Annotated in this window: 23 protein-coding genes and 1 pseudogene; 7 read left to right on the top strand and 17 right to left on the bottom strand. The window is 37.6% G+C overall.

Annotated features, from left to right (window positions below; all coding sequences use genetic code 11):
• Positions 1 to 6: 6 nt before the first annotated feature.
• Positions 7 to 726 (bottom strand): LIC_12936 family protein, encoded by a 720-nt coding sequence (locus tag CH361_RS02615; protein ID WP_100789247.1) that lies wholly within the window; start codon positions 724 to 726, stop codon positions 7 to 9.
• Positions 727 to 844: 118 nt separating this feature from the next.
• Between CH361_RS02615 and CH361_RS02620 the strand changes: the two genes are divergently transcribed.
• Positions 845 to 1,189, top strand: a complete 345-nt coding sequence (locus CH361_RS02620; RefSeq protein ID WP_015682560.1) for an STAS domain-containing protein — start codon at positions 845 to 847, stop codon at positions 1,187 to 1,189.
• Positions 1,190 to 1,200: 11 nt separating this feature from the next.
• Here CH361_RS02620 and CH361_RS02625 read toward each other — a convergent pair whose 3' ends face one another.
• Positions 1,201 to 1,770: an LIC10729 family protein gene (locus CH361_RS02625; RefSeq protein WP_244279486.1), complete on the bottom strand. Its 570-nt coding sequence runs from the start codon at positions 1,768 to 1,770 to the stop codon at positions 1,201 to 1,203.
• A 36-nt stretch (positions 1,771 to 1,806) separates the two neighbouring features.
• On the opposite strand from CH361_RS02625, the gene CH361_RS02630 reads away from it, so the two are divergent.
• Positions 1,807 to 2,739, top strand: coding sequence for a bifunctional riboflavin kinase/FAD synthetase (locus CH361_RS02630; RefSeq protein ID WP_100789248.1), 933 nt, complete (start codon positions 1,807 to 1,809; stop codon positions 2,737 to 2,739).
• Here CH361_RS02630 and CH361_RS02635 read toward each other — a convergent pair.
• Genes CH361_RS02635 through CH361_RS02660 form a run of 6 tightly spaced genes read right to left on the bottom strand, consistent with a single transcriptional unit; the run spans position 2,725 to position 9,333 of the window.
• On the bottom strand, positions 2,725 to 3,489 hold the full coding sequence (locus CH361_RS02635) for a hypothetical protein (protein WP_100789249.1): 765 nt from the start codon (positions 3,487 to 3,489) through the stop codon (positions 2,725 to 2,727). The genes CH361_RS02630 and CH361_RS02635 overlap by 15 nt on opposite strands.
• An 8-nt stretch (positions 3,490 to 3,497) precedes the next feature.
• On the bottom strand, positions 3,498 to 5,012 hold the full coding sequence (rodA, locus tag CH361_RS02640) for a rod shape-determining protein RodA (protein ID WP_100789250.1): 1,515 nt from the start codon (positions 5,010 to 5,012) through the stop codon (positions 3,498 to 3,500).
• The gene (gene mrdA / locus CH361_RS02645) at positions 5,012 to 6,949 is read right to left on the bottom strand and encodes a penicillin-binding protein 2 (RefSeq protein ID WP_100789251.1); all 1,938 of its coding nucleotides are present in this window, start codon (positions 6,947 to 6,949) and stop codon (positions 5,012 to 5,014) included. The genes rodA and mrdA overlap by 1 nt, the downstream gene beginning before the upstream one ends.
• Positions 6,946 to 7,461: a rod shape-determining protein MreD gene (gene mreD, locus CH361_RS02650; RefSeq protein ID WP_100789252.1), complete on the bottom strand. Its 516-nt coding sequence runs from the start codon at positions 7,459 to 7,461 to the stop codon at positions 6,946 to 6,948. The genes mrdA and mreD overlap by 4 nt, the downstream gene beginning before the upstream one ends.
• Complete coding sequence (mreC, locus tag CH361_RS02655) at positions 7,458 to 8,639, bottom strand: rod shape-determining protein MreC (protein ID WP_100789253.1); 1,182 nt, start codon at positions 8,637 to 8,639, stop codon at positions 7,458 to 7,460. The genes mreD and mreC overlap by 4 nt, the downstream gene beginning before the upstream one ends.
• A 58-nt stretch (positions 8,640 to 8,697) precedes the next feature.
• Positions 8,698 to 9,333: a hypothetical protein gene (locus CH361_RS02660; RefSeq protein WP_100789254.1), complete on the bottom strand. Its 636-nt coding sequence runs from the start codon at positions 9,331 to 9,333 to the stop codon at positions 8,698 to 8,700.
• Positions 9,334 to 9,460: 127 nt separating this feature from the next.
• On the opposite strand from CH361_RS02660, the gene CH361_RS02665 reads away from it, so the two are divergent.
• From CH361_RS02665 to CH361_RS02675, 3 genes are read left to right on the top strand one after another with little or no spacing between them, the layout of a single operon-like run.
• Positions 9,461 to 9,865: a hypothetical protein gene (locus CH361_RS02665; protein ID WP_135676631.1), complete on the top strand. Its 405-nt coding sequence runs from the start codon at positions 9,461 to 9,463 to the stop codon at positions 9,863 to 9,865.
• A complete protein-coding gene (locus tag CH361_RS02670) occupies positions 9,865 to 10,827 on the top strand; it encodes a hypothetical protein (RefSeq protein WP_100789256.1) in 963 nt (320 codons plus the stop codon). Before CH361_RS02665 ends, CH361_RS02670 begins: the two co-directional genes overlap by 1 nt.
• 22 nt (positions 10,828 to 10,849) lie before the next feature.
• Complete coding sequence (locus CH361_RS02675) at positions 10,850 to 11,560, top strand: YqjF family protein (RefSeq protein WP_100789440.1); 711 nt, start codon at positions 10,850 to 10,852, stop codon at positions 11,558 to 11,560.
• Between the two features lie 4 nt (positions 11,561 to 11,564).
• On the opposite strand, the gene CH361_RS02680 is transcribed toward CH361_RS02675, so the two are convergent.
• From CH361_RS02680 to CH361_RS02705, 6 genes and pseudogenes are all read right to left on the bottom strand, one after another.
• The gene (locus CH361_RS02680) at positions 11,565 to 12,647 is read right to left on the bottom strand and encodes a metallophosphoesterase (RefSeq protein ID WP_100789257.1); all 1,083 of its coding nucleotides are present in this window, start codon (positions 12,645 to 12,647) and stop codon (positions 11,565 to 11,567) included.
• The gene (locus CH361_RS02685; protein WP_100789258.1) at positions 12,647 to 13,441 is read right to left on the bottom strand and encodes a hypothetical protein; all 795 of its coding nucleotides are present in this window, start codon (positions 13,439 to 13,441) and stop codon (positions 12,647 to 12,649) included. Before CH361_RS02685 ends, CH361_RS02680 begins: the two co-directional genes overlap by 1 nt.
• Positions 13,442 to 13,468: 27 nt before the next feature.
• A complete protein-coding gene (locus tag CH361_RS02690; protein WP_100789259.1) occupies positions 13,469 to 14,059 on the bottom strand; it encodes an LOG family protein in 591 nt (196 codons plus the stop codon).
• A 30-nt stretch (positions 14,060 to 14,089) separates the two neighbouring features.
• Complete coding sequence (locus tag CH361_RS02695) at positions 14,090 to 14,920, bottom strand: DUF4846 domain-containing protein (RefSeq protein ID WP_100789260.1); 831 nt, start codon at positions 14,918 to 14,920, stop codon at positions 14,090 to 14,092.
• Positions 14,917 to 15,938: pseudogene (locus tag CH361_RS02700) on the bottom strand (zinc-dependent alcohol dehydrogenase). Before CH361_RS02700 ends, CH361_RS02695 begins: the two are co-directional and overlap by 4 nt.
• 57 nt (positions 15,939 to 15,995) lie before the next feature.
• Positions 15,996 to 16,823: a hypothetical protein gene (locus CH361_RS02705; RefSeq protein ID WP_100789261.1), complete on the bottom strand. Its 828-nt coding sequence runs from the start codon at positions 16,821 to 16,823 to the stop codon at positions 15,996 to 15,998.
• An 86-nt stretch (positions 16,824 to 16,909) separates the two neighbouring features.
• Here CH361_RS02705 and CH361_RS02710 point away from each other — a divergent pair, with 86 nt between their 5' ends.
• A complete protein-coding gene (locus CH361_RS02710) occupies positions 16,910 to 18,550 on the top strand; it encodes an ankyrin repeat domain-containing protein (RefSeq protein WP_100789262.1) in 1,641 nt (546 codons plus the stop codon).
• Here the strand turns inward: CH361_RS02710 and CH361_RS02715 are convergent.
• The gene (locus CH361_RS02715; RefSeq protein WP_100789263.1) at positions 18,547 to 18,984 is read right to left on the bottom strand and encodes an ABA4-like family protein; all 438 of its coding nucleotides are present in this window, start codon (positions 18,982 to 18,984) and stop codon (positions 18,547 to 18,549) included. The two genes, CH361_RS02710 and CH361_RS02715, sit on opposite strands and share 4 nt — an antisense overlap.
• On the bottom strand, positions 18,981 to 19,904 hold the full coding sequence (locus CH361_RS02720; RefSeq protein WP_100789264.1) for a hypothetical protein: 924 nt from the start codon (positions 19,902 to 19,904) through the stop codon (positions 18,981 to 18,983). Before CH361_RS02720 ends, CH361_RS02715 begins: the two co-directional genes overlap by 4 nt.
• Before the next feature lie 70 nt (positions 19,905 to 19,974).
• On the opposite strand from CH361_RS02720, the gene CH361_RS02725 reads away from it, so the two are divergent.
• Entirely contained in the window at positions 19,975 to 20,646 is a 672-nt protein-coding gene (locus CH361_RS02725; RefSeq protein ID WP_100789265.1) for a TetR/AcrR family transcriptional regulator, read from the top strand.
• On the opposite strand, the gene CH361_RS02730 is transcribed toward CH361_RS02725, so the two are convergent.
• A complete protein-coding gene (locus tag CH361_RS02730) occupies positions 20,621 to 21,205 on the bottom strand; it encodes a DUF6272 family protein (protein ID WP_100789266.1) in 585 nt (194 codons plus the stop codon). The genes CH361_RS02725 and CH361_RS02730 overlap by 26 nt on opposite strands.
• Positions 21,206 to 21,222 lie beyond the last annotated feature (17 nt).

Here is a 21,222-nt window from a genome sequence, read left to right on the forward strand (position 1 = left end):
GATGTTTTAAGGTTCTTGAAAGTCCCCGCTGACAGAAACTTCCAAAATGGAATCAGAAACCATTCTAGTTTCTAAACTTCCTTTGGCTTGGATGTACCTGTCAATGGTTCTTGCAACTTCACGGAGTCTATCTCTGTAGGCTGTTGCCAAACGAAGTCTTTCCCATGGGCTTTGGATTTTTTCCAACTCGAAGTTCAGTGTATTGTCATCTGCATTGGTCACAGTGCGAACGGAAAGAGTCAGTCCCTTCACTCCCCCGGCAGTATTATTTTTTAATTCACGGTAAGTGGTAACAGGGTCTTTGCCTTTTTCTGTGAGTGATTTTCTCGACCAAAAGGAAATTTCATCTAATGAAAATCCGCCACCTTCGGCTCCGCCACCACCTTTCAATTTCATTACGAAACGACTGTGTAAAACATAACGTGGTTCAAATGGTAGGTGGATTTCCCTTGCATTTGTCACTTGGCCATAACGACTGTCTTTGATTTTCTTTTCAAAGCTTAGGAATTTCACCTTATCGTTGATGACTGCGTGGTAATCATCGACTTCTTTACCGATTCTTTCAATCTTCTGTTGTTGTTTTGCATTATAAGGGATAAGAGCAATGCTTCCATCCGGGTTTAGCTTTTTAGAATCTGCTTGGCTAACAGGTTCATTTTTTTCGTCGGCAGCAAAAAGACCAACGGTCAGTAGAAAAGATAAAATTAGGGCAAACGAGGTACGCATACGAACTCCCAGATAGTAGACTCTATATATATTTTCGACTTTTGAAATGAAATCATTAATTTGTTAAAAATAAGGTTGATAAAAAACGCAAAAACCCGATCCTTGCGGAAGGTCTCCCATGGAAATAAATCTAAAAAAAAATGCAGACGCTTATGTGATCAGCATTTCTGGAAGTTTGGACATTTATACTTCCCTGGATTTTAAAAACTTCCTAGAAACCAATGTTCCCACGCAACCCACGGACAATTTACATGTCATCATCAATTTAGAGAAACTCAATTATATTGATTCCTCTGGAATTGGAATGCTCATCAAACAGTTGAATTATGTCCAAGAACTGAAAGGAAAGTTCTCTATTGCCAATATGAAACCAGCAATTGAGAAGGTTTTTAAAGTGGCAGGACTCACTAGTTACTTCCAAACCATTGGGGAAGACGAATACCGCGAAAAGTACGCGGTTTGATCCTCTCTTTTTTAGTCTCTCGCTTCTAAACGATTTTCCAATACAAAGGCATCCCAAACCCCCCAAAAACGTCCCAGTGAGTTATTGCTGGGGACTAGATCCACATTGATTTTTCCATCCGGATATTCGGAAGGTTCTAATGGAATCTCAATGGGGTTTGGAAAACTTTGGTTTCTATCCGCGTAGATAGAGAGTTTAGGCCTTCCATTCACTAAAATGTTTAGTTTCCTCGGTTTGAATTTGGATCCTTTTAAAGGTCTATACCGAGTTATGTCTAAGTAGAGATACACTGTCGATTTAGAAACAATGGTTTTTTCTAAAAGAAAACGAAGTCCGGTTTCAGGAACCATCCGGCAAATATAATCCTGCAGGCCTAGGTGAGGAGCATCTGGCTCCAATTCATAGGACTGGTAAATCGCCCAGGTTTTTAATTCAGGGAAGGTGGCGATGTCTTCTGGGAGGAGTCCCTCTTCTAATCCAAATTCTTGTTTGGGAATGGTAGAGTCGGATGCAAACACAGAAACCAAGTTTGATAAAAAGATTGCCGTTAGGAGAAGGATTCGTAGTTTCAATGGAAGCACCTAGTACAAGTATCGGATTACGAGACAAGTCCCCCTTTGAAAATTATTCGCTCATTAGAATTGATCCAAAACGAGTTTCAAAATGGCTCATCTTTGACTCTCGGCAACTTTGATGGAATCCACGTAGGACACCAGACCTTACTATTGCGTACGGTCGAAAAGGCCAGGGAGTTGGGGCTTCCTTCGGTTGTGGTGACATACTTTCCGAACCCTTCCGTGGTTCTTGGCAAAAAACCCAATTTTAAATATTTATCTTCCGAAAAGGAAAAAGAAGAACTTGTTCGTGGGTTTGGGATCGATTATTTACTCGTTTTGGATTTTACATTGGAACTTTCTAAAATGTCTGCGGAAGACTTTTTAGAAAAAATTATGATCCAAACTTTAAACGCCAAACACATTGTCATTGGTTATAATCATTTTTTTGGAGCCGAACGTCGCGGTGACTTTAATCTTCTCGATTCGAACAAAACTAAATATGGTTATGCGGTCGAATTAAAAGAGGCTGTCCTCAAAAAAGAAAGTAAAATCTCTTCTTCTCTCATTCGTGGTTATTTGGAAAAAGGGGAAATGGAAGAGGCAAAAACCCTTTTGGGAAGGAATTACCATATCACAGGGATCGTCTTTGAAGGAGCCAAACGTGGCAGAACGATTGGATTTCCTACGGCAAATATCAAAGTTCCTGACGACAAACTCCTTCCTGCAATTGGCGTTTACGCTTGTTTTGCGAAGTTTGGAGGGAAAGATCATAAAGGAATGGTTAACATTGGTAACAATCCCACGTTCGATGGGCAAGGACTTCATGTGGAAGTGAATGTTTTTGATTTTGATGGGGACTTATATGGGAAAGAAGTTGAATTGGAGATTGTTCTCAAAATTCGAGATGAAAAAAAATTCAGTGGTTTGGAAGAGTTAAAGGACCAACTAACTAAAGATAGAAGTAGTGCGGTTCGTATTTTAAACTTTAATTAAATGGTATAATTTTCCTTTACGTTTGATTTTCCCCAAAATCTGTCCATTGGTAGAATCCTTTTCTAGTAATCCTTCTAAAGCTGTTTTGGAGACGGCCCAATCTTCTTTCAATTCATCAAAATAAAATCCAATTTCTTTTTTAGAAGAATCCTTCATAAGAAGAACACTCTTTTGTTTTTTTTCACCTTCTTCCATCAGAACAAAACCAGATCCTGGAAATAAAGGAATCGCTTTATCTCTGATTCGTAATTGTTTTTTGAAAGCAGGGATATTTCTGACGATACGATAACTTTTTTTTGGAATTAAAAAGTTCACACCTTCTAACACATAACAAATAAAAACTAACTTTCCTTTTAGGTTGTTTGTGGTTACTTGTGATTGTTTTTTATCTGCAATGTGGTTAGCAATACGAGAAATTCTATTCCTTAGGGCAGAATCTAAAAATTCAATTTTATCCTCTGATTTAATTTTATCTAAGATGTGAAATAAAGAATCGAATTCTTTTTGTTTGTATTCGTTTTTGATTTGGAACTTATGTATTTCTGTACTGAGACGTTTTGTTCTTTGTAAAAAATAAGGAGACTCGTTTTTCTCCGAAATTCGAACCAACTGTTCCGATAAACTAATGATTTGAGTGATTAATTGTCTAGACTCCCTATCGAGTTTCTCCAAACGAATCAATTCATTTTCTAATTTGATTTTGGTTTGGAAAAACTCTTCTGCCCCTAGTACCTTTTTGGTCGGTTTCATGGTTGTGATTAGTTTGCAAACTTACGTTTTTTAATGGAAAGGATAATTCCAACGGCAGTCATTGCCATTACCAAGTGGGATCCACCATAACTCATGAATGTAAGTGGAACACCTGTTACTGGAAGTAGTCCAATTACAATTCCCACATTGATGGCAATGTGGAAAAATATCATGGCAACAATTCCGGCCGCAAGAAGTGATCCGAATCTGTCCTTACTTTCAAAACTGATTTGTAAACCTCGAAGTGGAATCGACATTAAGAAAAATAATAGAAGGACACTTCCAAAAAATCCTGTCTGTTCGGCCCAGGAAGCAAAAATAAAATCTGTTCCCGATTCGGGAACATGCGGGATTCTTCCTTCTGTCATCTCTCCATGAAAAAGTCCTTTTCCAAAAACCTTGCCGGATCCAACGGCTGGTTTGGATGCCCTGAGTTGGTAACCGGCTCCTTGTTTGAACTGGTCAGGGTTTAGAAAGGCTGTGAGACGGATGACTTGGTTTTCTCGGAAAGGAATGGATTTATGAACCGCAATGGCTGAGAGGATAGAAAGCCCTAAAATTCCAATGGTGATGTAATAGTTTCGAAGGTTTTTGGAACCACGCGCAATTCTGATAAAAATCATCACTAGACTAATGAGAGCGAGTGTTCCACCGAGCCCAAACATAAAGGCTTCGTTGGATAAAATTTTATAGCCGACACTCGCATATTCGTCTTTCACGATTTCTGCGGTTTCTCGGATCATTTGAAGGTTCTTAGGATTCTCGATTCCTGGTAGGGTGAGTCCGGACACTTTTTTCCCATCTAAAATCAACCAGATTTTACCTTGGAGTTGGTTTACGATGGATACTAGTTCAACCTTATTATCTTTACGAAGTAAATCAACTAATGGTTGAATGAGTGTTAATTGAGAATAAGCAAGATACATCGGCACCATTAGTGAAATTCCACCAAAGGTGAGTAAGGACCCAATATGTAAAATGTCAGCTCCACCTAAGTATAACATAGTAAATAACATTGGTAAAAAAGAGACTGCAGTCCCAAAGTCAGGTTGCAAAATAATGAAAAGCATCGGCACCAAACAAATGATAAATGGTACAATGAGAACCGTAATTTTATGCATTTCCTTTTCTTTTAAAACCAAATATTGACCGAGAAGGATTACCGTTGCTAATTTAGAAAATTCTGACGCTTGGAGAGTGATGGGTCCAAGTTTTAACCAAGAACGAGCTCCACGACCAGAAGGAAGGTATCCAATTCCAGGAATCAGTGTGAGTACAAGTAAAACAATGGAAAAGATATAAATGAATAGGGCGTAAGAACCTATCAATTGGTAGTTGATCCTGGACATAAACCACATGGAGATGAGTCCGACAAAAACAAAGGTGAATTGTTTATACCAACGGCCAAGGCCATCTGCAGTATTGGCTTCTTGTGTGTATAAAGTGAGAACCCCTGCCATTGCGACGAGGACAACAGAGATGATGAGAAAAAAATCGAGTTTTTCTGTATTACGATCAGCCATTAAAATGCCTCTTGTTCAACTGGTGCTTCTTCTTCCATGGATTTTGCACGAGATCTATCTGTTCTTGGGAAAGATCCAGGTGGGAATGCAGCTTTAAATACTTCTCTTGCTGCAGGAGCAGCGGAAGCAGCACCACCGACACCATATTCTACGAAAGCAGCAACTAATATTTGTTTTTCGGGAGGAGCATTGACTGGTGCATATCCAATAAACCAAGCGTGGTTTGAGGAAGAAGCTCCTCTACGTCTTGTTTGTGCAGTTCCTGTTTTACCAGCAATTTCTGGTAGAGTTGGTGAGTTCAGAACACCTGAAGCCGTTCCTGAATACCCAACCAAATACAATCCTTCCTTAAGTGCTTCCACCGTAGACTTTTTTAGAGGGATGTCTCTTAAAATTGTTGGTTCCGTTTTTTGAATGAGGGAGTTATCCAGAGGACTTCTGATTTCGGAAACTACATAAGGTTTATAAATTTTTCCATTATTGATTACGGCCATATAAAATAATGCCATCTCAATCGGAGTGACTGAAATAAAACCTTGTCCGATGGAAAGGTTTACCGTATCTCCATCAAACCACTTGTTTCCATAAGTTCGTTTTTTCCAGTCAGAACTAGGAATGAATCCAGTAGCTTCTCCTGGTAAATCAATTCCGGTTTTTTTGTCTAATCCAAATAACCTTGAGTAGGCGAGTATTGGTTCTGCTCCGAGTTTGTAACCTAGTTGGTAAAAATAAACAGAGTTGGATTTTTCCAAAGCTTGGGCTAAGTTGAGTTCCCCATGATTCTTTTTGTCCCAGTTGTAAAATACTTGGTCAGGTACACCTTTGAAGGTTGATTTCAGTGTAAAGTTTGCAGGGCAAGAAAAAGTTTGTTTGGGATCAAAATTGATTTTATGTTCACTTTCCATGGCTGCAAGACCCACAAGTGTTTTAAAAGTGGATGCGGGTGGGAACCTAGATTGAATTGCTAAATTTAAAAAACCACCATTGTTGGTAACTCGGGTAAAGTGATTGGAACGATCTAATTTGTTTTTTCCAGATAGGATATTGGGATCATAAGCAGGATTGGATGCCATAGCCATAACTTCGCCGGTGGTTGCTTTGATAGCAAGAACTGTTCCCCTTACACCTTTTAATGCACGATAGGCGGCAATTTGCATATCGCGATCGATGGTTAAAATTAAATTATTCCCTGGAACCGAATGTTCGATGACACGTTCTTCTTCAATATTACCTTCGGTGTTTCTCTTTTGAATTCTGAACCCATCTTGTCCACGAAGAGTTGTGTCATAAAGAGATTCTATCCCACCTTTACCGATCAGTTGGTAGGTTTTGATTTCTTTTTCTTGTAAGTCACTGGTTGTCGGTTTTCCCACATAACCAGTTACATGTGAAAGGGCGGGTCCCATATGATAAACACGAGCCGGTGAAGAAACCAAATATACATATCTGTTGATATTATCTAAAACAAGGATTCGCTCTTGTTGTTCTCTTGAAATTCCTTCTAAAAGTACAAAAGGTTCACGGGAACGAATTTTTTTAATTAATCTTGAATCTTGTAATTCTTTTTCATAGTAAACGATAGGAATTGAAAGAGCTTCACAAAACTTGTAAATAAAATCCTTCACCTTTCTTGGATCATTCTTTAGTAAACTCGTATTAAGGATTACATCGAGAGATGCTGAATTGGAGACTAATGGTTGGCTTGTTTCTGGAGTGAGAAAGTTGCGATCAAAGATATTTCCACGATCTGCTGGTATGGATTCACTTCTGCGGACAAAACGTTCTGCTTTTAAGGAGTTTTCGCTTCCTTGAACAATTTGAAGGTTAAATAACTGGAGGATATAAGCTGTGAGCGTAAATACAACCATTCCCGTAAAAAAATACAATCGTTTACGGAAACTTGTTTCTAATCGAAACTCTGATGCCGACTGGCTCATTGTCTTACCTCATCAGAATCCAATCGAAATGCCCAAGAGAATAAAAAGAATAATGCAGGTCCGATAAAAGCGTTATATAGGGACACATACAAAAAGGAATAACTTTGGTTAGAATGAAAGAACATCAAAAACAATAAGTAAGTAATAATTCTTGAAACCAATGTAAAACCAAGGATATAAATGGTAATGGAAATATAGTTTTCAGTATAAGAACTTCTCATCACTTTTCCTACTATGTATCCAATGATAGCATAAGAAAAGGAATGAAGTCCTATTTTATAATAAACTATATCGTCTCCACCGATTTCTCCACCGAGTGCAGTATCTGTGAGTAGACCACCAAAAAATCCAAGCCATAGTCCATAGAGTGGTCCTTTTCTTAAAGCAAAGAAAACAACAAAGATGACCATAAAGTCTGGTCGCACTGCATTTCCTAATTCAAATAGATTGGATCCATTCAGAAAATGAGAGAGTAACAATCCTATGACGATAAAGAGTTTATCTAAAATCATGGTGCCACCTCTTTAGGTCCTTCTGGTGCAGAAGGAGTGGATGGGGTCGTTGGTGTGGAATCAGGTGTATTCGTATTCACAGATGGTTTTGTGTATTGTGGAGTTCCGAAAGTAGAAGGAAAGTTGCCTTGCCTTTTTTCTTGTTCTTTTCCTTTTTTATTATAATCTTTTTCTTTTGGAAAATCGATTTCACCAAAATAAGGGCCATCAATTTGAATTGTTTTTTCTGCGGGCCATTCTTCCCGCCACTTTTCAGGTTGTTTTTTGAGGACAATCACATGGAGAAGTTTATCAAATTCAACAAACGGACGTAAGATGGCAGTTTTAAAAGATCCGTTCCTTGGACCTTCTTCGATGATAGTTCCCACAGGAATTCCTTGCGGGAAAACTCCTGATCCACCGGAACTAAAAACAGCCTTTCCAATTTTACTAAACCCTTCGGTAAACATGGTATTTGCGGAAGTCGGCGGCGGGTTTGGTCCCATAGGAAAGTTACCGATGGCTTTTGGATCAATCACAATCCCTGCATCAATATAATCTAACAAAACATCGGTTCCGCGGCCACTATTTCCGTTGAGTGAGGCCCAGAGATTTGTTCCTGGAATCGATACTCCCATAGAAAAGTTGGAATTGATGATGGGTTGGATCACTGCCGACCCTTTGGAAACAGCGATGATTTTACCAACAAGGGCTTCTGTGAATTTACCTTTTTCATCGAGCGAACGCGCCACAACCGGCATATAAGGTTTGATTCCTTCTTCGGAACCTTTGTTGATGATGATGGTTCTATAAATCGCATTCAAACGAACGCTAAGAACTTCTGCTCTTACAGAAGGATAATCTAAATGGAGCGGGAAGTTTAACTCTTGTCTAAGGATGGCATTCTCTGCCTTCAATCTTTCTACATCTTTGGAAAGTTGGCGGTATTCTTCCATAACGTTCAAACAAGAGTCGCGCTCTTCTCTGACCCGTTCGAAAGACTCGAGTTTGTTATAACTACTTTTGACCAAGGTTCCGAAAGAATCGAAGGACCCCGAAAAAAAGTCGCCTACACCCTGAAAGCTGGCAATCCCTCTTACCATGAAGTTGCCGTTCCAAATTAGGGAAGTAAAGGAAAACAGGAATACGAAGAGTAGGGAAAACAATTCGTCATTTTGATTGATGCGATTCCACTTCATGGACTTATGTCACATTAATTTTATTGGAAAGAAAATTTCAAGCGCGAATCCATTTTGGTCAATTTTTGGGATCACTCGGGTCGGGGAGGAAGTAAACCGAGGTAGGAGTCTCCCACTTTGCCTCACCCCGAATCGTTTGGAGTCCTTTCGGGTTTCGAAAGACGGTCACTCGGACGCTCGTTCCTGAGGATAGGTTCGATGCATTTGACCCCAATTTGAGCCGGACTTCTCCAGGCCCAGGATCAACCACTTGTGCGAAATAAGTTTTTGGCCCCCATTGTAAGATGGTAAATTCCCGAATGGAGAAGAGTGGCCTTGGGTCACTCGCGGTTCCCAAAAATTTTGAAACCAGGGAAAGAAAGGCCGGGTAGTCTTTTGTATCCAAGGAAGTTACGTAGCTCAGCAAATGCCTACGGAGGTATTCTTTTGCGTGATTGTGTGCGAGTAATACACGATGACGACCATCCAATTGAGAGTAGAAGGACTGGAGGAGGTTCCTCTCTTCTTTGTTACAGCCAGCTCGGAAAGCCAAACGATCCAATCGTTTGCTATGCATTCGGATGAGTTCGATCCTATGGGTGAGGTAGGCACTGATCCGAAAGGAAAGGTAAAAGAATAGAACCAAAAGGACAAGTTGTACTAGGGCAAACTCGGGATCACCTTTCCAAATCCAAACAGGTCTTTCTGGAAACATTTGTGATTAGACGAGCAGAGTTTTAGTTTTGTGCTTTAAGTGTGGGAGAGGGATGAGGTAACTTGGAGTTAGATGAGAATAAATCATTTTATCAAAATATATGTATAGAATTATTCTGCTAGTTTTCTTGAATTTTATAAACTGTTTAGTCATTCTCAAAGGCCAAGATACGATTCGGAAAAGTGAGGCAGAAAGGGAAATCGCCAAAACAATTTTATTAAAAACCATCAGCTGCGGTTATAACGCAGGCCGAGCATATGCAATTTCTGAATTAGGTAACGAAGAAAAAGAACCTTATTCCTGGGTTCAGATTGGAGGTGATTCAAATGCAGAGAGAGTATTCTATGATAGAAAAGCATTAAATCATTGTTTGCGGTCACTGACACTAATGCCTTGTCCTACTAATGATATAAAAACGAACGATGGTGACCAGGAATATATTGCAACACTCATCTTAACCCGTTACCAATCTTGCACTTTTCACCCAATCGAAAATTGGAAAATATACGAACCGATTAAAAGTGAGTTATAATGAGAAATAGTGGATTGATTTCTGTAAAAATTCTTTCAACAAAGTGGTCTTTTTTGGCAGTAATCTTTTGGATCTTAAATGATTCATATTTCAAATATATATTTCATAACGATTTAACTGGAAAAATAAGTGATATAATTGGTTTGTTCTATACACCAATTTTATTCACAGCTCTGATTGTTACTTTTTTCCAACATAAAAAATACCAAATTAAGGAATCAAAAATTCTATTCGTTACCATGGCTTTTGTTGCCATTATGTTCATCTCTCTGAACTTAAACCAAGAAACCAACGATTTACTCGTTAAAAATCTATGGTTTTTTATACCTTCGAAAGGAACTGCTGATCAAACTGACTTATACTGCTTACTTATTTACATTCCGTTGGTTTTTATCTTTTACAATCTGCAAAAGAATCATTCGCAAAAACAATTCAAAGTATTAAAATATCTAACACCTTTATTTCTTAGTTTTGCTATTATCAACACTAGCTCTATAGGAAATTCGGAAACAGATTTAGAAAGAATTTCTTATTTTATGTTACTTGCAGACACAAGTGATAAAATAATTTCCATAAGTCCTGAAGATGGTGAAACATTTCAAAAATCGCAAAACATAAACTTTGAATGGTCGTATAAAAACTATTACGGTGTTACAGAACCATCGATTTATGACAAGGAAATGGAATGCGGAGTTACTGGGAATTTAAATGAGTTGAATGGGTATATTGCTGGAAAATTTCAAAACTATGTAGTTCAAATTGCGAATAATGAAACGTTTTCTCCAATTGGTATAGAATTTAATTCTAATGGAATAGAAAAAAGAACAAACGGATCAATCAATAGCTCTGGCTCTTATTATTACAGAATTGCATTGCATTATAAAAATAAGTCTGAATGTACGGATCCGAATTTTCTGATTTTTTTACCCCAACAAAATAAGAAAATTGTCATTCGTGATTAATCAATATTTATTAGAACAGAAAATGAAAAAAGAAATAGAAGATATCGCAACATCTACTGCACATAGACCTTGGAAAATACCAAACCAAAAGTGGTTTTGGTACCAAGAATGGAATGGTGTTATTTTTCTACATTACCAAGTGGAAGAAAAAAAATTAAGAGAATTGGTTCCATATTCTTTAGAGTTAGATTCCATTGATGGATCTTTTTGGATTTCTGTTGTTGCCTTTTCCATGAATGAAATCCATACCAGGAATACTTTCCCAATCCAATACCTTTCTAATTTTCATGAAGTGAATTTACGAACGTATGTAAAACACAAAGACAAACCTGGTGTGTATTTCTTAAGTATTGAAGCAGAAAAAATAATTCCCACCTTAATCGCAAATCTCCTTTCAGGATTGCCCTACAAACATTCCAAAATTAAAAGATCATCTAATTCGTATTCTTTACTTGGGAAACGAAGCAAAATAGATATTGAATTCAATATCGCAAACCAACAAAACAATCCGAGTAAAATAGATTTATGGTTAACAGAACGATATTGTTTATATAAAGGCGGAAATGATGATCCGATTCCATTGGAAATCCATCATAAACCTTGGGAATTATATAATTTAGACATTCGAAGTTTAAATATCCAATACAACCAATTTGATCGGATTGTAGACTTTCGTAATCCCGCTTTATGCCATTATTCACCAGGGGTCAAAGTAATTGCTTGGAATCTTTAATCAGTTAATTTTTTTCTTTCGGATCCATCGTTAAGAAAATCATTTGTGGTTGGCATAAAAAACGAATGCGAGGAGCGACATGCCCTTCCATTCCGAGTCCTCGATTCGAAACAAGATTGGTTCCTCTAAATGCAAACAATCCACCTTTTGCGATATAGTTTGGGATCTTTGAAACTGTTGTTAAAGCCCCTACCCAAGGTAGATTAAACTGCCCTCCATGTGTATGGCCAGTGAATACTAAATCAAAAATTTCGATATGATCTAAATAAACAATATCAGGTCTATGGCTCAGTAAGATATTAAATTGTTTGTCTTTTGTATTGGGGAGAAGGGAATCTAAGTTTTTTTGGTCTTTGAAAGATTTGTTTTTGATTCCAACAATGTTGATCAATTGGTTTTGAATCAATAGTTTCGTATTTTGATTCGATAACATTTTGACATGATCTAGTTTTGTTAAGGTCTGCCAGTTTAAGTGTGAATCATGGTCACCATCTACTAAGAATACACTGGCTGAGTAGTGGTTTTTGAAAAAATCGAGTATATAGTTTGTAAATCGATCGTCATTTAAAAAATCGCCAGTAATCAAAATCAGATCAGGTTGGAACGATTGAATTTCTTTGATGGATGTCGATAAGTTGCTATTTTCATCTAGATGTAGATCAGAGAGGTGAACAATTTTAATTTTCGAATTTATTTTATCGGAACGAAAATGAATAAAGCTAGTTTCTATATTTTTTGGTTCAATGACTTCTGCTTCGATTTTTATGAGTAGGATCAAAAAAATCGGTAGAACGATGAAGAGTTTTTTTGTTTTGAACGTTAGGTAAATTAAGTAGCTGGGTAAAGCTACTGTAAATAAGATCCAAGAATATCGTATAAATAAAAAACTCGAAAAGGTCGGCAAGCTACTGATCACAAAAATGATCAGTGAATAGATTCCTATGATTTTGAACCACTCTGGTAAACTGTCGAAAAAAGAATCAGTGTTGGGTTTAAATTTTAGTTTTAAAGAAAGATACAATCCTCCTAAGAATAAAAAATCTAAAAAAAGATTAATTACACTATCTTGGTTCCAATAGAAATTCATTAATCCATCAAATCAACTTCCTCAAAACTTTGTGTTTGATAACGAAACATCCAAAGTTTGTCACCGGAATAAAAATTGATAAAACCGTCTCGCATTTCAAATTGGTAGATGTCACGAAGGAGCAAGTTTTGTTCGAATTGAGCTTCGGATGGTAAGTCAATCACGATCATCCTGCGTGTAGTCGTGATGGCTACCTTGTCGTAGAGATTGGCAAAGGAACGAATGATTTCTTGTTCTAAACTAATGGTTTCCCAATGATTGGTATAACTATTAAATAAATACAATTTTCTGTCACTGATGACAAGTGCCGCCTTATGGCCCATGGCAACTTGGTAACGTTCTTCACCAAAATGATGTCCTTTTTCCCATTCGGAGCTGTAATTACTAACACCTAACAGATTTTTTTGTGTGACTAGAATACAAAGATCACCATAACATTGGGAATGCCATATATGTTCCCCGCGGGTGGAGTAGGAAATTTCCTGCCCATCGGATAAAAATGCCTTATAGGAGAGATGGCCTTCCACAAAATTGATAGTGGTTTGAATGTATGGATAGGCAGTGCGATTCGTAACACGACTTTGGAAAGTGGTTACATGTTGTGCGACTTCTGGCGGAGCATTGAGAATTCTGTTGGCTTCGGGGGAAAGGTGTTTGAGTGGTGTAAGACGAGTTTCCCTTTCGTTCCCTTGTCTTTGTCCATCATACCTTGGGTCAGAATTTATATCTCCAAAACTGATAGAAGCCAATCCCATGATTAGTAGAAAGTGTAAGGTAGAACGTTGGTCTCGCATATTGAATTGCCTATTGGTTATAGAATCTTAGACTGTGTCTTCGGACAACCATTTCTCCGTATTAGACGGTGAATAGTTTTGGAGGGTGGAAAGTAGGTCTTTCGAAGTTTCTAGAACTTGTAAGAGAGTTGCATTTTCTTTTTTCAAAAAACCGGAAGTGACCATCGTTTGGAGTAGGGTGATCAGGGGATCGTAAAATCCAAGCCAATTGAGGATGACGACGGGTTTGTTGTGAAGACCTAACTGAGACCATGTGATGATTTCAAAAAATTCTTCCATAGTTCCAAATCCGCCTGGTAAAACAATAAAAGCATCTGCTAAATCAAACATAATTCGTTTTCTTTCGTGCATTGTTTCTACAATGATGAGTTCACCAAGTCCATCGTGTTCGATTTCTTTCTTTTTTAAAAATTTTGGTAACACGCCAGTCACCGATCCTTTTTTTGCCAAGCAGCCGTTGGCAACAGCACCCATAAGGCCAACACTCGCTCCTCCATAAACCAAACCTATTTGATGAGATCCTAAGTATTCACCTAACTTAGATGCTTCTGTCATAAAACTAGGATCAAATCCAGGGGAAGAGCCACAATATACGGCAACATTTTTAATTACATTCATTTGTATTTTATCTTTATCGTAGCGGATATTTTAAAATCCATAAAATTCTTTTGCTGGAAATCTCCATTCTGGAGTTTGAAACCATTGGTGGTTGGGAATTTCAAACCATGGCGAATAGGGACTATCTGATTTCAGAATGTGCATTTCCTGAGAAGGCATATAACTTTGCGCTAAAAGAAATAAAGTTTGTCCCTCTTTTCCTTTTGCTTGGTCTACAACCATCACTACATGGCCAGGAGAACCTGCTTCAATCCATACATCACCTGGTACTAAATTTTCTGTTTGTTTTTTCCTTAATTCCGATTTTAAAGAAATAGTTCCTGCATAGATATAAATAAATCGTAAATACTCTTCGAACACTTCCCGTCCTGTTCCCTTTTTGAAGTTTCCTTTTTTCCATTTAGTTTTGTTCCCATTGACTTGGACTCGGTCGCCTGCAATGAATTTAGAAAATGGAACTTCCATTCCATTACTAATTTTAAATTGGATTTTATCGTATTGTTTTAAGGAATAAAAATATTCAGCTCTTAGTTTGATGACGGCATCTGCACATTGGATGAGATCCTCTCTTAAAAGGGGAAAATCTAAAACGGCCGCGTGGATTTGGTTGGTTTTGATCCTCCCATCATAAAGAGAAACAGAACTACTTTTTGGTTTTAAAGGAAAGTTTTGTAGGTAATTAGCAAAACTAGTTTTTACGTGGGTGATTCGTTGGAATCCACTGGGTGGTGAAAAACGTTCTACTATCGATTCTGCCTGTAAATTAAAAACAGGCAGAGAAAAAATACTAAAAACAAAACACACAACAACGGCATTGAAACTACCGAGTAACTGACAAACTCTTCTTGTTTGTTGTTTCATTTTGTAATCACTAGTTTGATTGATTCCTCTAACCAGGCTTCTTTGGCTTCATCAAAGGAAGCTGTTTTGGTTACAATCTTTTCGGGAGTGAAGGTTCCAGACAAAATATAAGGATAAAGAGCTTCCATCGAATCTTTGGATTCCACCCTACCAATATGAATTTCCACACCTTGGTTGTACATTTCTAAATAAGGAATATTCCATTGATTGGTCCAGAAGATAGAAGCAGAACTAAAAATCGCATTTCGCCCAAGGGAACGAATGGCAAAGTCCCAACCTTCTTTGTTTGCCGATGCGTCACAAACTAAATCATATTTATTTGTTGGTTTTGGAAAGTTCGTAAAAATTTCGACAGGGATTCCTAAAGATTCTGCTAATTGAATTCTGGTTTTGTCAGTATCAACATACAGCACTTCACCTTTTTTTGTTTGGTGGAGAAATAAAGCAGTATAAAGTCCTATACTTCCAGCATTACCACCCACAACGAGAACTTTAGGATCTTTTTTTGGTCTAAAAATCTCCCCGCAAGTTTCCAAACTTCAGAGATATTATCGCTAAAACTAGCAATGCCGACTGGATTTATTTTAGAATCTACTTCGAATAGCATTTGTTTTGCGAATGGGATGATGATTTCATCAGCTATGGCACCTCCAAAGGAATGAGCTCCTGGAGGCATTCCATACCCTGAAGTATAAGGGACTGATTCACAAGAATTGGCGTGATGATTTAGACAGGCGGGGCATGATCCGCAAGAAATTTGAAAAGGAGCCGCGACTGTCATTCCTACTTTGTATTGGTTTTCCAAATCTTCCGAAACCGATTTGATTCGACCAACGAACTCATGTCCTACGGGAAAGGGAGCACGGAATAAGGTTTCTCCTCGTAAGATCGGGAGGTCGAGATCACAACGTGCGATCGAAATCGGTTCCACTATGACTTGATTTCCATTTGAGATGGTGAGTGGTTTCACTTCTTCCCATTCCAGAATCCCTTTTTTACGAAACATCAATCGACGCATAACGTACCTCTAATATACCGATTGGTCTATTCATTATGATTTCAAAAAATAAAACAACTAGAATTGTCGAAACCATTCAGGAACTTTTGGAAGTTCAGATTCTTTCCAAGACCAATCTCCAAGTACGGTGGTTATGGGTTCGTTAGAGTTTAAGGCCAGTTCCAATCCTCGACTTAAATCTTTACGCTCTGTTGGGCGATATGGTGTTTTAAATTGGTTTTGAAATTCCTCTTTTTCATGTTCCCAGGCATAGGTAAGAAAAAAATCAATAAACTTTTGATCTGAGGCTTCAAATCGACTTTTTAATGTTAGGAGGTCTGGGTTATTTGTTTTTTTCATTGTACGTTGGAGGACAATAGAAATCCCACGAACACTTTTGGAAAAAAATGTACCCGCTCTGATGATTTTTCTTTTTTTAGGATTTTCTAAAGCCCAAAGGTCTGCTTTGTACTTGGCGACTCCCATCGAACCATAAAAAGCTAAAGTATGTTTGAGCCAATAAAATGCTGAATAAGCGATTGTAAGTTCTGGTTGCAAAGATTTTTCCAATGCCAAAAGAGGATCTAAACAAATAGCGAGTGTTTCTTTAATTTGTTGCGGGTTACTTTCTATAATGGGAAAACCCACTTCACCGAGTGCTGGTGTATAAATGAGAGCTTTGAATTCGGGAGATAAATTGTGAGTTTTTAGATCTGCTAGAATCTTTTCAGAGAGACCTGGTTCTGCCTTTTTATCAAAAAAAGTCAGATCTGCATTCGACACAGGTTCATTTGTTGTAGTTGATGTTATGATAAAGGCGGACGGATCCTTCTCTTTTAGACATGTAATGGCACTCCTGCCTGCCTCACCCGATCCCCCGACGACCAAATATTGATTTTGTCTCATGAAATCCCACCTGAATGTTAATAAGATATTAATTTTCGATTGATCCGTCAAAACTCTCCTGTTTTATATATCGGAACAAGCGAAATATGAAGACGATCTTATCCTGTTCTAATTGTTTTAGTGGCCATTCCGTTTCCACTTCCAAACTGGAAGGTAAAAAAGGGAAATACCGATGTAAAAAATGTTCTTCCTGGAACCATTTTGATTATCGCATAGAGTTTGGTTCGGAAAGTTCCGACTCACTCGTGTTATTCGATCTTAATTTTGAAGAACAAATTCCAGATCACAAATTACAAGGCCAAATTTTTGGAAGATACACAACAGATTTTGTTTCTGAATGGTCGAATGAGGAATTGGTTTTTTTAAAAGATGAAGAGGGAACTGAAGACGATATACGAATTTCTATTTCAGGATTACCGGAGCTTTTTAAATTAAAAAATTTACTTTTTGATCTTACAACAGAATCTCCCTCCAAATCTATAAATATCATTATCAATCAAAACGTAAATGTTTCCCCCATTCGGTTATCAATTACAGTTGAGTCTTTAAATGATCACTCTGTTTCGGGGAAATTATATTTAGCCATTGCTGATGAGTGGAATACTTTATTACACGGAAATTTTACAGCAACACATATCTATAAAATTAAGTTTGATGAACATGGTGATTCTGATAAAAAAATTCCTGAATTTGTTTCGAACGAATTAGCCGCTAAAATTTATGCACTATCAGGAAACATTCTAGCATTGCAGGAAAATTTTTTCCTTCTGAGCCAAGAAAATAAAGACGAATTATTAACGCTAGTGATGTATCACTGGCCAGAAAACCAATCTACGATTTCAGAAGTTCACTTCAGAGAGGAAAACTTACAGGTTGTTTTTCAATTAAGTCAGAAAAAACTAAATGAAACTTTAATTTTTCTTTTATCCAATCAAGTTGTTCCCAATGGAAAACATTGGAAACTCATCCATGATGTTGTTTGTCATGCGGAAGGGGAACCTTTATTCATCCCACTTCTCAAACATAAATTCCCAGAAGGTTATGAAAATCATTTAGGTTCAAGTTTGGAATCTACCAACGAGGACAAAACTTTGGACTGGTTGGATTCTGACGATGTTTATCTTCTCGATTCGTTTGTTCGTACGGTTGGTTCTCTTGATTATGTGATCAAAGATTCCATTCGGAATCCACTTGGTTTTTCTCTTTTACAAGAATCTTTTGTTCGTTCTAGGTACAAGTCTTGTATGCGTCTTTTAGAACGGGGAGCAGATCCGAACCAATTGGATGGCAACGGGGAAACTGCCATTTTTAAATTATGCCAAGATAGTACACTTCGATTACAAGAAAAAACAAGTCTTATGGATGAACTCATTCGAAGAGGTGCCAGAGTCAATCTTCAGTCTGTCAACGGGATGACCCCTTTGCATTGGTGTTCTGTGTTTGGAGAACCGAGTATGGCAAAAAGATTAATTCGTGCCGGTATTGACATTCATATCACAGACAATAGTGGAAGCACTGCTTTACACGAAGCTTGTAAATTTGGAAACTCTGCAGTCCTTGCTTTGTTATTAGAATCTGGAGCAAAATCCAATGCAAAAACATTGGATGAAAAAACGGGTAGAGACCTTGCCTTCGAAAATTTAGAGATTGCCGAGCTTGAAGATGATGAGGAGAAAAAGAACAGATGCCAACGAGTTCTTTCTCTCCTAGACGTTTACGGTGGCTAAGTTGTTTTCACTTTCCGATTAAACTTTTTTACTAAAAATCGAAGGATTAGATAAGACAATAAACCTCCCGGCCCGAAGTAAAATGTCAGAGCCAAAGAGGGAACAAGAAACCAACGGTTGATCCCTTCTTTGCTCCCATCTTCCACTTCCCAAGTTCCTAAGAATAAATCAAATGCAAGATAGTGAATCCATCCAGCAAGTAAAAAGGAATCACTGGCAAAAAGAGATCTTACCGATTCTAAACTAGAAAAGTTACCTTCTGCTTCCCCACTTCCAAAGATAACATAAACCACATAAACACCTCCGAACAAAAGCCCAGAAACAAAAACTCTTAAATATTTGATCACCTTAACTTGATTTGGCGAGAAAATTAAAATTAACCATGCAACAGCGGCAATACCATTCGCAATTTGGAAAATTAAAGATGGATTCATACGATTACCTGCTTTGAAATTTTTTCTGGTTGAGCGATTAGTTTAAAGAAACAAAATAAAATTAAAATTACAAAAAGTCCGTATAGGCTGGTATACAATGGATTTAGATGAAAAACAGATTCTCCGTTTAACGTTTGAATCACCATAAACACAGTGATGAGTAGGAATAAAATTCCAGTGAATCGGGTTGTGATTTGGTTTTGAACAGAATCGACTTTTTTCATTAGATAAGCCGAAAGAAAAACAAAAATTTGCATCACATGCATTCCAAAAAAATGAGGAACTCGCATATCACCGAGTTTTGTACTCCAACCAAAGAAAAATATTTCCTTACCTGGATCTCCCGTTCCAAAGTTATGTGAGCCACTGGTTTGAAAGATCCCTTGTTTCATAGATTCCAATTGTTCTGGTCTTGGTGAGGTCATAAAAAAGGCGATGATCATGGCAAAACCGGCAATCCCAAGTCCCCAAACAAGACTTTCTTTTACTGAATGTGGAATGGCTTTTTTTCTAAAAATTTGGTATCCAACCCATAGATGGAAAAGCCAAAAGATGGAGATACTTGTACCCATAACGGAAAAAACTATTTGGTTCCAAAGAGTTGATATATTGAAGTGACTGGCCTCGCCACGTGCTGCCTGTAAGGTGATAAAAACAATTTCAATAAAGGAAGTAATAGTCAGAATCATTTGGGTTCTATAACTATATTTCCAGTCATTTAGAAAGATAAACATGACCCAGGCCGTGGTGAAGGAGTACAAACCCACGGATAGGGTAAATTTCAGAGGTTTGATCCAAATCTGGGTCCCCAAAAGGGTTCTTGTGTCTAAAAACAAAAGGGGGAGGATGGCAATCGTAAGCCCTGCCATAAAGATCCCGTTCCAAAAAAGTGGTTGTTTTCTGTAGTTGGCAAATTCCATAATGTAGACAGTGTAAATATAAATGTATACTCTGTCAACATAGAAAGTATACATTGTAAACATTTTTGATATGAAACCTGCTAAAAAAAAATCACCACCTTTAAAATCAAATCTGCAAGCGGACTCCAAACCGAGCGGATACCATCACGGAAACCTTAGAGAAGAGGTTTTGGAGCATTCTAGAAAGGTATTAGAAACAAAGGGTGTTTCTTCTCTTAGTTTAAGAGATATTGCGGGTGATTTAGGTGTAAGTCATACGGCACCCTATCGCCATTTTCCCAAAAAAATGGATCTTCTCCAAGCTCTTGTCGCAGAAGGATTTCGAGAATTGACCGAGGCAATGCAAAGGGCCTGGGATCATTCTGAAGATCCATTTGAAAAAGTGAAAATGGCGGGAGTGGAATATATTTTCCTACTTTTAAAAAGTCCAAGAAGAACGGAACTTATGTTTGGTGGTGAAATCTATGTTTCGGGTGATACTTTGTCTGAGGAACTACGAGAATATGGAAAATTGGCTTATCTCGGAATGTTTAAAATAGTTGAGTTTGGTCAAAAGTCTCTGAAATTAAAAAACTCTGTTCCTACCGATACTCTTATGATGAGTTTCTGGAGTGGGGTTCATGGGTTTGCCGTACTCAATGAACGGAAATGGAAACAAATCAAATCCAAAGAGGAAGAAGGAATCTTTCGTAAAGAAGTAGATACAATTTTAGAGATTATGATTGAGGGAACCCGTCTGTAAAATAAATGACGTGGCTAGTAATGATGGCATCCTCACCTTGGGATTCGAAGGAAACTTCCATTTCTACTGGGTAATCTTTTAAAACCATAATAAGGCCAATCCCAGAACGGTGGGGATCATTTTCATTGGCTTCTAATTTTTGAATATACAAACGTTCTAAATTTTCTGCAGAAAATATTTCTTTTAAACTGGCTTCGTAAGCGTTTACATTTGATTCATTTGTTTTGTTTTGAACAAACATTTCAAAAGTTTTTCCTCTATGGATGAGAGAGATTTCAATATCTGCCTTTTTATCGTATGAATACTTGGCCGCATTTTCTAAAAGTTCGTTAAATACTGTAGAGATGGAATTAACAATTTCAGAATTTTTCATATCCATCGATTCGGAAGGGACATTCGGTAAAAATGAAAAACCGTAAAAATAACCGATAAAATCAGAGAGAATTCCAATCCGGCGCCAATAACGCATTAAATCCAAAGGTTTCAAATGGATTTGGATTTTGGATTCCGGTTCTTGGCCTATATGATTGGTAGATTTAAAATTGCCGTACTTTCGCATAGTCGTAGTTCAACTAA

It is taken from the genome of Leptospira brenneri (assembly GCF_002812125.1).
Taxonomy (GTDB): Bacteria; Spirochaetota; Leptospiria; order Leptospirales; family Leptospiraceae; genus Leptospira_A; species Leptospira_A brenneri.

What these genes read in the sequence shown, in the direction of transcription:
- CH361_RS02705 (WP_100789261.1), bottom strand. Translation starts at nt 16,823, where the DNA reads ATGAGACAAAATCAATATTTGGTCGTCGGGGGATCGGGTGAGGCAGGC.
- CH361_RS02730 (WP_100789266.1), bottom strand. Translation starts at nt 21,205, where the DNA reads ATGCGAAAGTACGGCAATTTTAAATCTACCAATCATATAGGCCAAGAA.
- mreD (WP_100789252.1), bottom strand. Translation starts at nt 7,461, where the DNA reads ATGATTTTAGATAAACTCTTTATCGTCATAGGATTGTTACTCTCTCAT.
- CH361_RS02720 (WP_100789264.1), bottom strand. Translation starts at nt 19,904, where the DNA reads ATGGAATTTGCCAACTACAGAAAACAACCACTTTTTTGGAACGGGATC.
- CH361_RS02715 (WP_100789263.1), bottom strand. Translation starts at nt 18,984, where the DNA reads ATGAATCCATCTTTAATTTTCCAAATTGCGAATGGTATTGCCGCTGTT.
- CH361_RS02695 (WP_100789260.1), bottom strand. Translation starts at nt 14,920, where the DNA reads ATGAAACAACAAACAAGAAGAGTTTGTCAGTTACTCGGTAGTTTCAAT.
- CH361_RS02620 (WP_015682560.1), top strand. Translation starts at nt 845, where the DNA reads ATGGAAATAAATCTAAAAAAAAATGCAGACGCTTATGTGATCAGCATT.
- CH361_RS02725 (WP_100789265.1), top strand. Translation starts at nt 19,975, where the DNA reads ATGAAACCTGCTAAAAAAAAATCACCACCTTTAAAATCAAATCTGCAA.
- CH361_RS02685 (WP_100789258.1), bottom strand. Translation starts at nt 13,441, where the DNA reads ATGCGAGACCAACGTTCTACCTTACACTTTCTACTAATCATGGGATTG.
- CH361_RS02670 (WP_100789256.1), top strand. Translation starts at nt 9,865, where the DNA reads ATGAGAAATAGTGGATTGATTTCTGTAAAAATTCTTTCAACAAAGTGG.
- CH361_RS02660 (WP_100789254.1), bottom strand. Translation starts at nt 9,333, where the DNA reads ATGTTTCCAGAAAGACCTGTTTGGATTTGGAAAGGTGATCCCGAGTTT.
- mrdA (WP_100789251.1), bottom strand. Translation starts at nt 6,949, where the DNA reads ATGAGCCAGTCGGCATCAGAGTTTCGATTAGAAACAAGTTTCCGTAAA.
- CH361_RS02710 (WP_100789262.1), top strand. Translation starts at nt 16,910, where the DNA reads ATGAAGACGATCTTATCCTGTTCTAATTGTTTTAGTGGCCATTCCGTT.
- mreC (WP_100789253.1), bottom strand. Translation starts at nt 8,639, where the DNA reads ATGAAGTGGAATCGCATCAATCAAAATGACGAATTGTTTTCCCTACTC.
- CH361_RS02635 (WP_100789249.1), bottom strand. Translation starts at nt 3,489, where the DNA reads ATGAAACCGACCAAAAAGGTACTAGGGGCAGAAGAGTTTTTCCAAACC.
- CH361_RS02690 (WP_100789259.1), bottom strand. Translation starts at nt 14,059, where the DNA reads ATGAATGTAATTAAAAATGTTGCCGTATATTGTGGCTCTTCCCCTGGA.
- CH361_RS02615 (WP_100789247.1), bottom strand. Translation starts at nt 726, where the DNA reads ATGCGTACCTCGTTTGCCCTAATTTTATCTTTTCTACTGACCGTTGGT.
- CH361_RS02675 (WP_100789440.1), top strand. Translation starts at nt 10,850, where the DNA reads ATGAAAAAAGAAATAGAAGATATCGCAACATCTACTGCACATAGACCT.
- CH361_RS02680 (WP_100789257.1), bottom strand. Translation starts at nt 12,647, where the DNA reads ATGAATTTCTATTGGAACCAAGATAGTGTAATTAATCTTTTTTTAGAT.
- rodA (WP_100789250.1), bottom strand. Translation starts at nt 5,012, where the DNA reads ATGGCTGATCGTAATACAGAAAAACTCGATTTTTTTCTCATCATCTCT.